The organism is Vibrio sp. 10N.247.311.49, assembly GCF_041467655.1.
GTDB classification, from domain to species: domain Bacteria; phylum Pseudomonadota; class Gammaproteobacteria; order Enterobacterales; family Vibrionaceae; genus Vibrio; species Vibrio crassostreae_C.
In genome coordinates, this window is record NZ_JBFSVA010000011.1 from 119,545 (window position 1) to 133,844 (window position 14,300).

The following is a 14,300-nucleotide window of genomic DNA, read 5'->3' on the forward strand; positions in this document are numbered from 1 at the left end:
CACACCTCCAACCACGAATAAATTATTGATTATACTTATATTATCGATGTTAAAGTGCCGCCCCTTTAAAACATAACCTCACAAAATAACAACTCTTTCTTTGACTTTATATAAAACATGAATTTAACATACCATTTACATTAGAGCTTCAACACCAAAAATGCTCAGTGTGTTTTCAAACCATAATAACGAAATTCGATGCCCTAGGAGGGTCAAGGATGAAAACAATACAACGCTCTCTCGTTTCACTTTCAGTACTATTTGCATGTAACTCACTTGCGGCTGGTTTCCAAGTTGCTGAGCATTCTGCCTCAGGTCTTGGTCGCGCATTTTCAGGTGAAGGCGCTGTAGCCGATAACGCGAGTGTACTAGCGAGAAACCCCGCCGCAATGACCCTATTTGATACAGCCCAATTTTCAGGCGCGGTTTCTATCGTTGATCCAGAGGTTAACGTTTACGACGTTGACGCTAACGAGCATTCAAAAGATGTTGCTCCATTACAAGTCGTGCCAGCCGCATATTACATCAGCCCAATCAACGAAAAATGGGCTTGGGGTATCGGTATGTTCACCAATTATGGTGTTGCTACGGATTACCCTGATGACATCTCGGCAGGTGATATGGCTGGTGATACGTCGCTCTTATCTGTAAATCTAAATCCAAATATTGCGTATCGCGTGAATGAATCATTTAGCGTTGGTGCAGGTTTAAACCTTGTGTATGCGGAAGCTGAACTTACTCGCCATAAAGGCGAGCTCGCTAACTTTGTTGGTGGAAATCCATCTGACAAACTTATAGGCATGACCGGTGAAACATTTGCCTATGGTTGGAATGTTGGCGCGATGTATGAGCTGAACGAAAACAATCGCTTTAGTATCGCTTACCGCTCTTCTGTTGATCTTGATTTCGATGACGGTGAATTTACCAGCTACGATTCAGGTAGAGCAACATCTCCCAAGGTTGATGGTCGTCTTCAAATCGAGCTTCCTTCTATTCTGGAGCTTTCAGCATTTCACCAACTTAACGAACAATGGGCAATTCACTACGGTTGGCAACAAACTGATTGGAGTACTTTTAAGGAGTTAAAAGCAACAAGTCCAGATTGTACTGACAACGGTGTAGCAGGTCAGTGCTTCTACAAACCTGAAAAATATGAAGACAACAATCGATATTCACTAGGCGCAACGTACCAACTAAACAGTAAGTGGACATTAAGAGCTGGTTACGCTTATGACGAACAAGCTGGTGAAGCAACTTTAAGCATTCCTGATAGTGATCGTATGTGGTATAGCGCTGGCTTCACTTATGTTTGGAGCGAAAATATGACTGTCGATGCAGGATTCGCACTTGTTGTAAGTGATGACGGTGAGTTCACTGAGACAAATGGCGCTCAGCAAGAAAGGACTTTCGAAGCAGAAGGTACCGCTTACCTTTCTTCAGTTCAGCTTAACTACACTTTTAACTAAATCAGGATCGTATCATGAAACGTAACTTTAAGATCTCTCTACTATGTTCAGCGATCCTGCTAGCAGGTTGTGGCGACAACACCGAAAGTTCGGTAACAAGTAACCAACAACTTGAAGCCTATCTAGAAACGTCTTTGGCAAGAGCGACAACTCAAAAAATGCTCTTGCAAGGTAGTAATGCATCAGTTCCTTTAAGCAATAACCTATTATTTGACTCTACAGATGGCACGTTAGCGATCCCAACAGGTGGCGACGATAGCATTTCTAACCCAAAAGCAGCATTAAATTATGCCGATGGTTTTTCGACCAGCATGCCAATTTACATCGAGTTTGAAGGCGACGGTTTTGGTGATACTCCTGGAGTTGTTACTTCCGGAGTGACATTGTTGAAGCTTTCTAAAAAGCTAACAGACACATCCACAGCGGCTCAAGTACCAACACCTGTTGCTAGCTCTGAATACAAAGTTTACAAAGTAGGCTCAAACCTAGCAATTACACCTAATACTCCTTTTGATGAGAAGTCTGAATATTTGCTTGTTGTTACTGATGACGTTACAGATGTAAATGGTAACCCAGTAGGTACATCGCAAAGCTATGCGGCTCTCAAAACAGCCACTAAAACTTATTCAACCGGTGACTTAGCTAGTGCGCAAACTTTAATTAAAGGTCAAGAAGCTATAGCTGCCGCTGTTGGTATTGATGCGGAAAAGATTGTGTATTCAGCTTGGTTTACTACAACTTCTGTTGGTGATGTTCTTGCCTCTACAGCATCGTTGATTGGCGGAATGATTGATGCTGGGGCCCCACTTTCGACTTATTGGAATGGCAGCGCAAACCCAAATAATATCGATCTGACAAACGCTTACAATCTTAGTTTAGATTCCTCATCAACAACACCATTTGCTACAGCAATCGCTGCAGATGCTGACTTTAAAAAATATCTTGCCGATGACGATGCAACAGAAAATGCCACTTTGATTGGAGGGATAAATCTCCTTTACTCTAACGCTGGTATCAGCACTACGTCGGTAAACGTGACTAAAGGTACTGTTCAACTCCCATATTTCTTGGAAACCGATCCAACTAAGTTCTCTACAACGCCATTTGCATCAGCATTGGACAGTTTAGCGGTTATAAAAAGCGCACTAACGGATAACTCTACAAGTTCTTTCGTTGGTGGAGAGTTGGTTAAATTAGGATTAGACCCAACAAACCTTAGCGCAGCTGATGTCACGACTTTAATGGGAAAAACACTCACAAAGGACGCAAGTGGAACAGCTCTAGATAGTGATCGCATTGTCACTCAGTATTCACCAATACCACAAATTAAATCACTTGAAGCTGTTGATGTGCTTTTGTTTACTCCTGTGACTGACCCAATAACCGGGGTTGTAATCTACCAACACGGTATTACCTCTGTAAAAGAGAATGCGTATGCGTTTGCGGCAAACTTAACGGCTGAAGGTCTTGCTGTCATTGCAATTGACCACCCTATTCATGGGTCTCGTTCACTTGCCGGAGGTGCTATTTCAACTAACGATAATGCTCTGTACTACTTGAATCTAAGCGCTTTGCCCGTTGCGCGTGACAACATCCGTCAAAGTGCACTTGATGTAATAGGTCTTCGTATGGCACTTGAAAAAGTGGGGAATGACTTTACTGGTACACCATTAGCCGGAGTTGATGTAAAAGACACAACCGTTAAATTTATGGGCCACTCATTGGGCGGTATTACTGGATTTACGTCAGTAGCTACATCTGAAATTGCTGGTACACATAAATTTAGCTCGGCGGTATATGCTAATTCAGGTGGGCACATTGCTGAATTACTCTTCGCATCGGAAACCTTTGGCCCCGAAATTAAACACAATCTAGCTAAACAGTTAAATGCAACGTATCGGGATTCAGTGGCTTCAGCTTGTACTACGGACGACATTGAAGATGGCGATTGCTATACCGCTTTTGCTAAGGAAAATCCAACTAGTGCCGCAGCAATTGAAACTGAATTAGTTGCATTTAAAGTCGCCGCTCAAACCCTTATTGACACGGTCGATCCACATTCAATAGCAAACACTGAGGACCAGTCATCAATTAGCTCTAGCTATCCAACGTTGTTGATCCAGTCGCAAAATGATGAAACGGTACCAAACAATGGTAATGATGATAACGATAAACCATTGTCTTACACGGCTTCGTTTGTTGGTTCTGAAGGATTGGATTCAACTTTAGGGTTGGATGACTCTACAAAAGCTAGCACTTCAACTGGAAACCGAGTGTTTGTTCAGTATAACGAAACGGCTAAGCACTCTACGATCATCGGACCGCAAGCAGACCTTTCTGATGCCACTCATACCCTATCAATGAGAGCTCAAGTAGCTGATTTCTTAGAATCGGATAGCCTTGATGCAGCAGCACCGGATGCTTTATTGGAATAACTAAGACTTAAGCTTTTCACTAAACCAAATGCCAGCCTAACCGCTGGCATTTTTGTCTCTGTCGTTCGAACAAGTCCCCTAGTTGACCGTTTGCATAAAACTTTAAAACACAAATGGTTGATCTCAGCTAAAATTAATCAAGACAGAATACCGTACGACCTCTTTCTTTATTGTAAATAAAGTGGATAATAGCCCCGTAATTTAATACCTAATAAATGTGAGTCCATTATGTCTTCTGAAGCTACTATGCTAGAACGCTGCCAATCTAAATGTGAACTATGTGGTTCTGATTCTTCTCTTACTGCATACGCAGTGCCGCCACACAGCCACGTAACAGTGGATCACGGCATCATGGTATGTGACAAATGTCTTGGTGAGATTGACGATCCTAAAGATATCAACCACTGGCGTTGTCTGACTGACAGCATGTGGAGCCAGGAAGCGCCAGTTCAAGTAACGGCATGGCGTCAACTTACTCGTCTGAACACAGAAAGCTGGGCTCAGGACGCGCTAGACATGATGTACCTTGAAGAAGAAACATCAGTTTGGGCACAAATCGGCATGTCTGCTGATGACAAGCCTCTTGATGTGAATGGCGTTGAACTTAAGAAAGGTGACGACGTAACAGTAATCAAAGACCTGCCAATCAAAGGTACTAACCAAGTGATTAAGCAAGGTACTGTTATTCGTGGTATCAGCGTTGGTGACGATCCTAAGCTTGTTTCTGGTAAAACAAACGGCGGTCAATCAATGTACGTAATCGCTGAGTTCTGCCGTAAGAAGTAATCTTACTGTAAGAAAGTGATAGAAAACGAAAAGGCGCTAATTAGCGCCTTTTTTCTTGGAAAAATTCAACCTATTCCGTTGTTCTAGAAACCACTGCCTACGTTAAAGTAGATAGCGCGTTCTTCATGGCTTTGCGCATAATCCATCCCAAGGTGCAAACCGTAACGTCTCGCGATTTGGTATCGAAAGCCGACACCTCCGGCATTGACGGTACTGTCGTGGCTTATGCCGTTATCTTGCTTTGCAACCCCTGAACCGTAAAACCCAGACACCTTCCAACGATGAGTGATGCTATACGTCAATTGGCCTTGAATTGTTTCAATCTCATCTCCTTGGTACCGATAAGATGACACCCCGCGTAACGACACGTACGGTTTCGCTGTGGGTGATACAAACAGGTCTTGCTGTTCGAAGCTTTGATAATTTGCAGCCAAGCCTAACGTCCATTTATTGGTAATTGGGATATAGGCTTCGCCATCTATGTTCAAATTTCGGTAATTGTAATCACTGCCAATCGCATCGTCGTACACCATGTAATCTGCAGACAATTTGTAACCTTTGGTTGGATAAAATAAATTATCTCTTGTGTCATATTCAGCCTCCAACCCTAAACCAGAAGTAACCGATTCGTTACCCAAAATTCGGTCTAAAACCATGTTATCAAATTCAATCTCAGACTTAGCTAATAACTGCTTTATTCCCAACATCCAAGGCGTATGCCCAATCCGGAACTGCACCTTTTGTGAAAGTACGGCTACCGAAGTTGACGTGCCTATTCTAAGGTCATGATCTATGGGGCCCCAGTTGATTGATGTGTACAAATCCAAATTCGCAACACCAAAGCCGCCGCCTCCTGTGTAACGAATGGAATCATTCATCCAAGATCGTCTATGGCCACCAAATACAAACCAAGTTTCGTTCTCTGTCCCTACTGCGCCCACTACTGACATTGCTGAGGGTACTAACTGCGCACCACCATCAATAGCCTTTAACGCTGCTTCTTTACGGATTCGTTTTTCTTCTTCGCCCTCGTGTAAAAACAACCCAGCAACACCACCACCATAACCAACCGCTGGCTCGGTAATTAGTATAGGTATAGGTAAAAACCCCGTTGCATTTTCTGCAATGTGATGTCCCATATCAAATTGATTATCAACAGGATCATAAAACGATGCAAAGGAAGGTGTTATCGTAAGCAAAGAGTAAGAAAAAAGAGCAAAGCCGCCGCAGCGATTCATAAGATTGGCCTCAATAAAAAAGGCCGGGTAATAAAACCCGGCCGAAAGTTTGCTTCCTTGCAATAAACATAGAAATTAAACACTTATTGCCAATAAAGGGGTCCTTAATCGACAAGGTTAGAATAGGTCAAACTGTGGTATTGCCCTACTCTCATATGGAGGATCTAGCCCTACAAAATCAAATCATTCTAAAGATGACAAATACGAAAAAGGCTCATATAAATGAGCCTCTGTGAACAAGTAAACTGTGTTATTGGTTCATTAATCTCGCTTTAGCAATCGCTCTACGTTTTCTTTGATAACTGATAATACTGATGACTTAACTTCGCTAATTTGTTTAGAATGAGGGCACCATAGTGCAAAGCCAAATTTAAATCCTTGTTCCATTTCAGACGATTGTATAGGTTCGATGTCGTAATGCGAAAATTCAGAATGAGCGAACGTTTTTGGTAGAAGTGCCCATCCTAGACCTGCTTCAACCATTTTGATAACTAGCGCTAATTGGTCGACTTCTTCATTGTCAGAACTAACGGTTATTTTTTCGGACATTCCTTCTTCAATGAAGGATTTTAAGACAAACTGCTTCGCATTTCTTAGCGCTAAAAGTACATCTTCTTTTGCCAAAGATGAAAACTCACCATTTTTTTGAACGAAAGGAAAAAATTCTATATGGCCTAAAAAGGTGGCATCAAAACTGTGTATTCCACGACTGTCATGCACGTTGACCAATCCAAAATGATACTCACCGCTCTGAAGGCCTTGCTTAATGTCTTTTTTATTTCGTACAAGAAAATTCACTCGCATCATCGGGAAATCACGACGCAACTTCTTTCGAATATCCACAAGGATTTGATGAGGTATCACACTTGAATAAGCAAAAGTAATGTTTTCCAAACCGCCATAAGACAAGCTCAAGGCTACCTTGTCGAAAGTGCGTGCCTGTTCAATCGTTTGCTTAGCGTAGTGGTAAAGATGATGACCATCTTCTGTCGGCTTTACAGAGCGTCCAACCCTTTCAAATAGGCTTACCGCGAGTTGGTCTTCAAGGTTAGTTATAACCTGCCCGATTGTCGTTCTGTGTTTATTGAGTTTAACGGCGGCTTTGCTGAAAGAGAGTTGGTCATAAACGGTAACGAACGCGAGAAGTTGTTCAATGCTGAAATTCATGTTGTTGTGCTTACTTTTAATCGTTATGTATTTAAATTACCACAGGTTGGCGAAATATCTACTTTGTCAGAATAATATTAGTGAAAATAATTCGTCAATTTGAAACAAAAAAACCTACTTAAGCTAGTAGGTTTTATCGTTGATGTCAAACGAATAACTTAAATGTATTCGATAACTCGAGCTAGATAGTTAAAGTCCCCAGAATCACCGTGGTAATTACGGTAAACATCGACACTGAAATATCTAGGTTGGTCCACTTGAATATGCTCAGCAATTCGCTGCTCGATGGATTCTAGAGTTTCACCTGTTTGCGAGTAAATGTATTTCTTGGTGGTCTTTTGAAGCTGGCGTTCTTTAGCTTCTTTGTGTGTGACGTAATTGTTCACGTCAACCCACTGACCAATGTAGTCAATCTCCACGTAATCTGAATTTTCTTCAACCATGAACAACGCCGCTTCTTGTTGAACGTCGGCCAGTTGTAGCATGTCGTTATCGACTTTTTGCTGTTCCATTGAGGTCACATTTTGTGCCATGGCAGCGCTAGACGTTGCCATGATAAGTAGCGCTAAAGCTGTTTTATTCATTTTACGATATCCCTAAATTAAGGTAATTCTGTTACCCAAGGTTTGCCCTGAGTTGCTTTGTGATAACCATATTCGTATATGGTTAATAAATAGTGTTCATCAAACATGTCTTTGGTTCGTTTGGCGTAACCAAAGTCGTGCTCGATGTAAGTAAATTGCATATCAATGTTGTTGATTTCACAGATGTATTTCATTCGATATAAATCACCACGTGTTTGAGCAAGAGTCAGGCTTGATACGCTCTTTGCTACTAAATCTAGACCCTTATCTCTCAGCGAGTGGTACGGCGCTTTCAGTGCTCCATTTCGAATAACATCGAGCTGTGGTGGTTTTTCTAACCCAAGAGCATCTGAGATCTGCTGATAGTCGAAGTTAGATGGATTGAAAAATACTTGAGCGGCTAAACCACCATCGACGTGAAGTTCTTCATAACTTTTACCTTCGTACTTCACATTGATAAACTGCGGTGGGAAGACTCCAGGAATAGAAGCACTTGCTGCTAAAACCTTATATATAAGTTCAGACTTATCTGGCATGTCACTATTTGCAATTGCGCCCACATTCCAAATGACAAGCTCTCCAGAATCAAAGTGTGTGCTACCAATAAACAAACGCTTACCGTTGCGGTGTCGCGCAGCAATTTGCTCGATCATCGGTTCAGGGAACGCCTGAGCGATAAATTGATTCAAGTTTTTACCGTCAGTAAAAGCATCTTTAAACACGGTGTTTAAAAAGTTCTTTTTGCCGAGCACTGATTTGTCATTGATGTTTAACATCACCTCCTTCATCTTCGGAAATGCATCTCCGCCGATGAATACAAATGGTGCCATTAGCGCTCCTGCACTGATGCCAGTAACTATTGAGTAGTCTTTCAATTGGCCAGATTCTTCCAGCCCTATCAAAATACCGGCTCCAAAGGCTCCGTTCGCGCCGCCTCCTGACAAAGCTAAGATATTTAGTTGCTCACCTGACACTTTAATTGGCGTTGTTTGATCGATTGGAGAGTATAAAAAGTCTGGGTTCTCACTCGCCCACATACGCAATGGCTCTTTTACTGATATCGCTTCTTCTACAACCACTTCTTTGTAATTGTCTTTGTGTACGCGTACATCCAACGTGTGGGGTGAGCTACATGCCACTACAAGTAATGACAAAGCAACGGTAAAACCCGAGGAAATTAGACGGTTCATAATTAGGCTCATTTAATGTTCTCTAAAATGATTCAGAGACTCTGTTTAATCAAAAGAACAGCTATAAACAGAGAAGTTAATAAATAGGGATAAAGTGAAGTCCGTCTCTTTCTGGGAGTAATATAGCTAGGTTTAGTCTTAGCTCGTAATCTCGTTTGTAGGATGCGACCCATCGAATAGGTACACCCTCCACCACTATCGGAGTTAAACGCTCTACCCGATTTTGACCACGTTGAAATCGTGGGTAGGCTCTACAAATTCATATTGTGCATTGATTGTTTGTAGCTCCCAAGTGCCATAGCTTTTAGTTAGCTCCAACACACCATAGACCGCGTTATTTGCATGTCGGAATGCAGCTACGGGAGACATTCTCTTTATTAACCCTGCGGTAAACAGGCCAGAGATAAGGTCACCGACACCAACCGGTTGTTGAGCAAATTCAATGTTCGGTCGTTGGGCTAAATAACATGCCTTTTTCGTTGCTAAAATCATACTGAACGCGTCATCGGGTAATGAGTGAAGATGCTTCACGAGCACCATCTTTGGACCAAGCTCCAATGCTTTCTTACATGCTGTAACCGCGTCATAAAGGGAGAGGATTTTAATGCCGGTCAATTCACTTAGTTCAAATTGGTTTGGCACTATAACATCGGCAATAGGAAGCAAGTGTTTAGTAATGGCGGTTCTAACGCCATCCTCAACGATACAACCTTTATCTGGGTCACCCATTACAGGGTCACAAACATAGAGTGCACTGTGGTTCTTTTCTTTAACTAAATTAACCGACTCGGCAACCGCTTTACATTGGTCTGCGCTTCCCTGATAACCCGATAGGATCGCACCACAGTCTTTCAGTACGTTGATGTTGTCTAAGCCTCGAATCAAGTTTCGAATATCATCTGAGCCGAATGTTTGCCCGGTCCAACCTTGTTGATATTGAGTGTGATTAGAGAACTGAACAGTGTGGATTGGCCACACATCGAGTCCCATTCTTTGGATTGGAAAAACCGCAGAACTGTTTCCTGCATGCCCGTAAACCACGTGAGATTGAATAGAAATAATGCTTTTCATGCGTCGCTCTTTCAGTTTGAAATGGATTTGAATACTTGGATAAGACGACTAAATAAACACAACGGAACATCAAGATAGGAAGTTTTATCGATCTAACCACTGTGCTTATTTGGTCGGAATAGCCTCGACATCGCCGAGGCTTATTCTTAATGAGTTGGACGTCATCGGCTTTAAATCATGTATTTGATTCTAAGCCAGACTTGAACTTATGCGTCTTGAAACTCAGCGAAGTGCTCGTCCAATACCTTGCGAGTTGCGCGGCCAATCAGTTCGTACTCATGGTGAGTCAGGTTAGCCAGAGATACGCGAACCGACGCATGTACAGTATCGAAGCCATTTCCTGGTAGTAAAATAACACCAGTTTCGTGAGCTAGACGGAATAAGAAATCTTTACCTTTACCGCTTGCTTTGAACCATTCAACGAACTCTTGACCGTATAGTTTGCCACCTAGAGTGTCTAACTCTAGTAGTGTGTAGTAGTCCACACGATCTTTGTTCTCTTCAACTTCTAGCCCCATGTTGGTGTATAGAGTTGTATAGCGCTCACGAATGATGCGCTTGCATGCTGCTTTGTAGCTACCTTCAGAATCCATTAGGCAAGTTAGAGCAAACATCGCCATTTGCACTTGTTGCGGTAGAGATAGACCGGCAGTGTGATTCAAGGCTACGCTACGGCTATCCGCAACGATGCGGTCGATGAACTTAATGTCACGTGGCTCTGGAGTCAGTGTTTTGTAACGGTCATCAAGTTGACACTGTTTTTCTTCGCTGAAAGAACTTAGTGCGTCATCAAATACGTTTTTGTGTTGGATACCAATGGTACCTAAACGCCAGCCTGTTGCGCCAAAGTACTTAGAGAACGAGTAAACACAAAGTGTGTTGTATGGTAGTTTTGCAAATAGAGAAACGAAGTCATCGGCAAATGTACCGTATACGTCATCAGTGATGATGAATAGGTCACTGCGTTGCTCATTCACAAAGTTTGTTAGGTTCTCTAGAGTCTCGTCAGAGAATTTCACTGATGCTGGATTAGCAGGGTTAACGACGCAAAGTAGTTTGATGTCTGTATCTGCCAGTTTCTCGATTTCAGACATTGGAAGCTGCCAAGTGGTCTCATCAAGACGCAGTTCAACGATCTCTAGTTCGTACTCAGAAAGCTCTGGGATTTCTAGGTAAGGGGTAAAGATTGGCGTAATTAGCGCCACTTTATCGCCTTTTTTCAATAGACCATTGTTGAACATCGTTTGGAATGTGTAGGTCATTGATGCCGTACCACCTTCCGTTGCGAACAAGTCAAAGTCCGTGGTCATTGGAACTGGGCCATACATCTCTTCTGCAATGTACTGCTTCACCACTTTCTCAATGTTAGTCAACATACGTGGTGGTACTGGGTAGTTACACGCTAGGTAAGCAAGAACGAGTTCGTTTAGGAACGCTTGTTTTTGGATGCCTAGACGATCTTTTGCGTAGCTTAGTGCGCGCTCGATGAACTGAACACCTTTGTCGTTTGAGTATTCTTTAGTAAACGTATCGAAACGCTCAACGATACCCACGCCATCAGGGATACCACCGAAATCACCACCGAGGTAAGCGTAGTTACGTTCCGCTTCCATTACTGCAAATTCACCCAAGCGAATAAATGCTTTACGTGGCAATGTTGCTAGGAAGTTTGGATTACCACGACCTGCGTCTAGTAAAGCACGATCTGGCACTGCTTGAGCAACTTCAATTAATTTGTCTTTTAATTCAAATGGGCTTAAATCAGCGAATTTTGAAAAGTCGATAGTTGTATTTTGTGTAGTCATAATATTTACCTAATAATTTAATATTAAACACTTGTAATTAAATAAAGTGTTTTACTTAAGCGTGATTATTCAGGCCTACCCTATTTTTGATTGGGTAGGTCTGTTAATAAGTTGATGATTTTTTAAATCTATAATGAGTTGTAGGTTTTAATTACATACCCGCATTAACGGTAATAATGCCGACGATAATTGGTCCCCATAGAGTCAGTAACACGTTGGCTACGGCGTAAGTCACAGTGAAAGAGAATACTGGCGTTGCGTTGCCTGTTTTTTCCATCAATGCAGCGAACGCTGGGTTTGCACTTCGACCACCAGTCACACAACCTAACGCTTCTACTGGGTTCTTTATCTTCAATACAAAGTACGAGAAAAAGAATGAAATAATCTGTGGAATGATGGTGACCGCCATACCCAAGAACAGAAGCGACATACCATGTTCTTTTATGGTATCAACTGCTTGAGGGCCCGCTTGGAGGCCAACGATGCCAACAAATGCTGCTAAACCAAAGTCACGAATAAAGTTTGCTGCACCCGCAGGGAACTGAGCCACATGTGGGTTTCGGCTACGTAACCAACCAACAAGCAAACCAGAGATCAAACAACCTGCACCAGATCCAATCGTTACTGGAATACCTGCAATCTTGAAACTGATTAAGCCGATAAGAAGGCCCAACACCATACCAAAACCCAGTACGATGAAATCAGTCATGGTTGCTGAGCCCATACGCTTACCGATGTGTTTTTCAACTCGGTTGATGTCTTGTGCGGTGCCTGTTAATTGAATAACGTCGTTTTTCTGAACAATCAGATCATCAGTAATGGCGACTGAAGCACCAGCACGCATGTAGTCTGTAACATACACACCACGGAACGAACGTTGATTTGAGCTATCTTTGATCTCTCTTAGCGAACGACCAATCAGTTTGCGATTGTCAGCGATAAGTTGACGATTTTCTTCAATAACTTCATAGCTTTCCGGTAATGCGACTTCATTACTTTGCGCCTTGCTCTGTAGCTCATGAACCGCATTTCTACGGCCGGTAACCACAACAAGGTCGCCCGCTTTAAGTGCTGTGAACTTGTCTGCACTCAGCTCTTTTCCGTCGCGTTCAATAAGTTCGATACACGCAGCAAGTGATGATTGATTCAATTGCGCGAGTGTTTTTCCAACCAGTTTATCGTCGTGAGTGACTTTAAAAGCACGTGTCACTAGAGCTGTGACTGCGTTAAATTCGCCATCTGCCAAATCACGTTTACCGTTAGAATTTTTCTCCTCTAACGCAATTGCTTCAGAGCGAATGTCCCACTTCATCAACGTTGGGAATACCCAAGTCACCATCAAGATTGGACCTAATGAACCAAAGATGTATGTTACAGCGTAACCTACAGCAACGTTAGTTTGCATCAGATGTTTGGCTTCTTCAGGCACACCACCCAAACGGGCGATCGCATCGCCTGCAGTACCAATGATCGCAGACTGAGTTAAACCACCGGCAGCTAGGCCCGCAGCAGTACCTCTATCTAAGTCAAACAACCACGCAGCGGCAAGTACACACAATAAGCCTGAAACCGTCATAACAACCGCAGACAACAGAATGTTGATGGTTCTAAAGTTAAGCGCTTTAAAGAATTGTGCGCCGCCTTGATAACCCACAGCATAAATAAAGAGCGCAAAGAAAATACTTTTTACGCCGGGATCAATCTGAACACCAAATTGCCCAATAATTACGCCCATTAATAATGTTCCGGCCACACCGCCTAAAACAAATCGGCCGATAGTAATTTTACCAACCATATAACCCAATGAGAGTGTAATAAATAGTGCGACAAATGGTGCCATGTCAAACAGATTAGAAATAATGTCCATGACAAATTTACTCTTGTTACTAAATATAAGGAGTAAATAATCTAACTAATAACTTAATAATGATATTTGTTGGATTATTCAAAATAAATAAAGCATCTCGTTGCTTCGAACCGAATATTAAGAACAAAAGGTTTTATTATGTAATCCCATTTGATGGATCAAATCATCACTTTAACTGTTCGCATAGTTTTTGAAGTGCAATTTACACCTTAAGTGATTGGTTTAAATAGATTTATATTAAATCGGCAAAAGTAGATGATTTTCGAAATCAATTTCAATTAAGTGTTTCCACTTCAAGAACGACAACCTACCTACCGTTGTTTTACTGGCTTACGGCTCTCAACAAAGAGGCAGTTGGCATAATCACCGAATAAAGTTGGATTTTGATGGGTACGATCCTCTATAAGCGATTATCACAATAAATCGAACTCCGTTATCGTTGCATTCATTAAACAAATAGAGAACAGAACCATGAATACCATGCCGCATGAGCTTGTGTGGGATGAAGTCTACTTCCCACCGCTGTTATTGGTTATCGCACTGGCTTACATACTGACAATGCTAACAGGGTCAATCGCGACACGGTTTGGCCTTCATAAGTACGTCGCCTTTCCTGCAATAGCAGAACTGAGCTTGATCGTGATTTTTACTGGCGCTATCGGCCATTTTATTACCATTTTTTGAGGCACTT

11 protein-coding genes are annotated in these 14,300 nt (G+C 42.2%); 4 read left to right on the top strand and 7 right to left on the bottom strand.

Annotated elements, in window-relative coordinates; translation table 11 throughout:
• The first annotated feature begins 218 nt into the window (after positions 1-218).
• The 3 genes from AB6E54_RS12925 to AB6E54_RS12935 all read left to right on the top strand — a co-directional run bounded on the left by AB6E54_RS12925 (position 219) and on the right by AB6E54_RS12935 (position 4,687).
• A complete protein-coding gene (locus AB6E54_RS12925) occupies positions 219-1,466 on the top strand; it encodes a porin (RefSeq protein ID WP_050654485.1) in 1,248 nt (415 codons plus the stop codon).
• Between the two features lie 14 nt (positions 1,467-1,480).
• Complete coding sequence (locus AB6E54_RS12930) at positions 1,481-3,901, top strand: VolA/Pla-1 family phospholipase (RefSeq protein ID WP_372106877.1); 2,421 nt, start codon at positions 1,481-1,483, stop codon at positions 3,899-3,901.
• Between the two features lie 228 nt (positions 3,902-4,129).
• A complete protein-coding gene (locus AB6E54_RS12935; protein ID WP_017060062.1) occupies positions 4,130-4,687 on the top strand; it encodes a PhnA domain-containing protein in 558 nt (185 codons plus the stop codon).
• 83 nt (positions 4,688-4,770) lie between these two features.
• Here AB6E54_RS12935 and AB6E54_RS12940 read toward each other — a convergent pair whose 3' ends face one another.
• From AB6E54_RS12940 to aspT, 7 genes are all read right to left on the bottom strand, one after another.
• Positions 4,771-5,925 (bottom strand): BamA/TamA family outer membrane protein, encoded by a 1,155-nt coding sequence (locus AB6E54_RS12940; protein WP_372106878.1) that lies wholly within the window; start codon positions 5,923-5,925, stop codon positions 4,771-4,773.
• Between the two features lie 261 nt (positions 5,926-6,186).
• Positions 6,187-7,092 carry a LysR family transcriptional regulator gene (locus AB6E54_RS12945; RefSeq protein ID WP_016767437.1) on the bottom strand — a complete coding sequence of 302 codons (906 nt, stop codon included), beginning with the start codon at positions 7,090-7,092 and terminating at the stop codon, positions 6,187-6,189.
• A gap of 158 nt (positions 7,093-7,250) precedes the next feature.
• Complete coding sequence (locus AB6E54_RS12950) at positions 7,251-7,676, bottom strand: hypothetical protein (protein WP_017060059.1); 426 nt, start codon at positions 7,674-7,676, stop codon at positions 7,251-7,253.
• A 17-nt stretch (positions 7,677-7,693) separates the two neighbouring features.
• Entirely contained in the window at positions 7,694-8,866 is a 1,173-nt protein-coding gene (locus AB6E54_RS12955; RefSeq protein WP_017060058.1) for a patatin-like phospholipase family protein, read from the bottom strand.
• Between the two features lie 213 nt (positions 8,867-9,079).
• Positions 9,080-9,937: a pyridoxal kinase PdxY gene (pdxY, locus tag AB6E54_RS12960; RefSeq protein WP_017060057.1), complete on the bottom strand. Its 858-nt coding sequence runs from the start codon at positions 9,935-9,937 to the stop codon at positions 9,080-9,082.
• A gap of 206 nt (positions 9,938-10,143) precedes the next feature.
• Complete coding sequence (locus AB6E54_RS12965; RefSeq protein WP_102333638.1) at positions 10,144-11,742, bottom strand: bifunctional aspartate transaminase/aspartate 4-decarboxylase; 1,599 nt, start codon at positions 11,740-11,742, stop codon at positions 10,144-10,146.
• A gap of 151 nt (positions 11,743-11,893) precedes the next feature.
• Positions 11,894-13,609, bottom strand: a complete 1,716-nt coding sequence (aspT, locus tag AB6E54_RS12970; RefSeq protein ID WP_372102593.1) for an aspartate-alanine antiporter — start codon at positions 13,607-13,609, stop codon at positions 11,894-11,896.
• Between the two features lie 471 nt (positions 13,610-14,080).
• Between aspT and AB6E54_RS12975 the strand changes: the two genes are divergently transcribed.
• Entirely contained in the window at positions 14,081-14,293 is a 213-nt protein-coding gene (locus AB6E54_RS12975; RefSeq protein WP_017059802.1) for a DUF1656 domain-containing protein, read from the top strand.
• Positions 14,294-14,300: the final 7 nt, after the last annotated feature.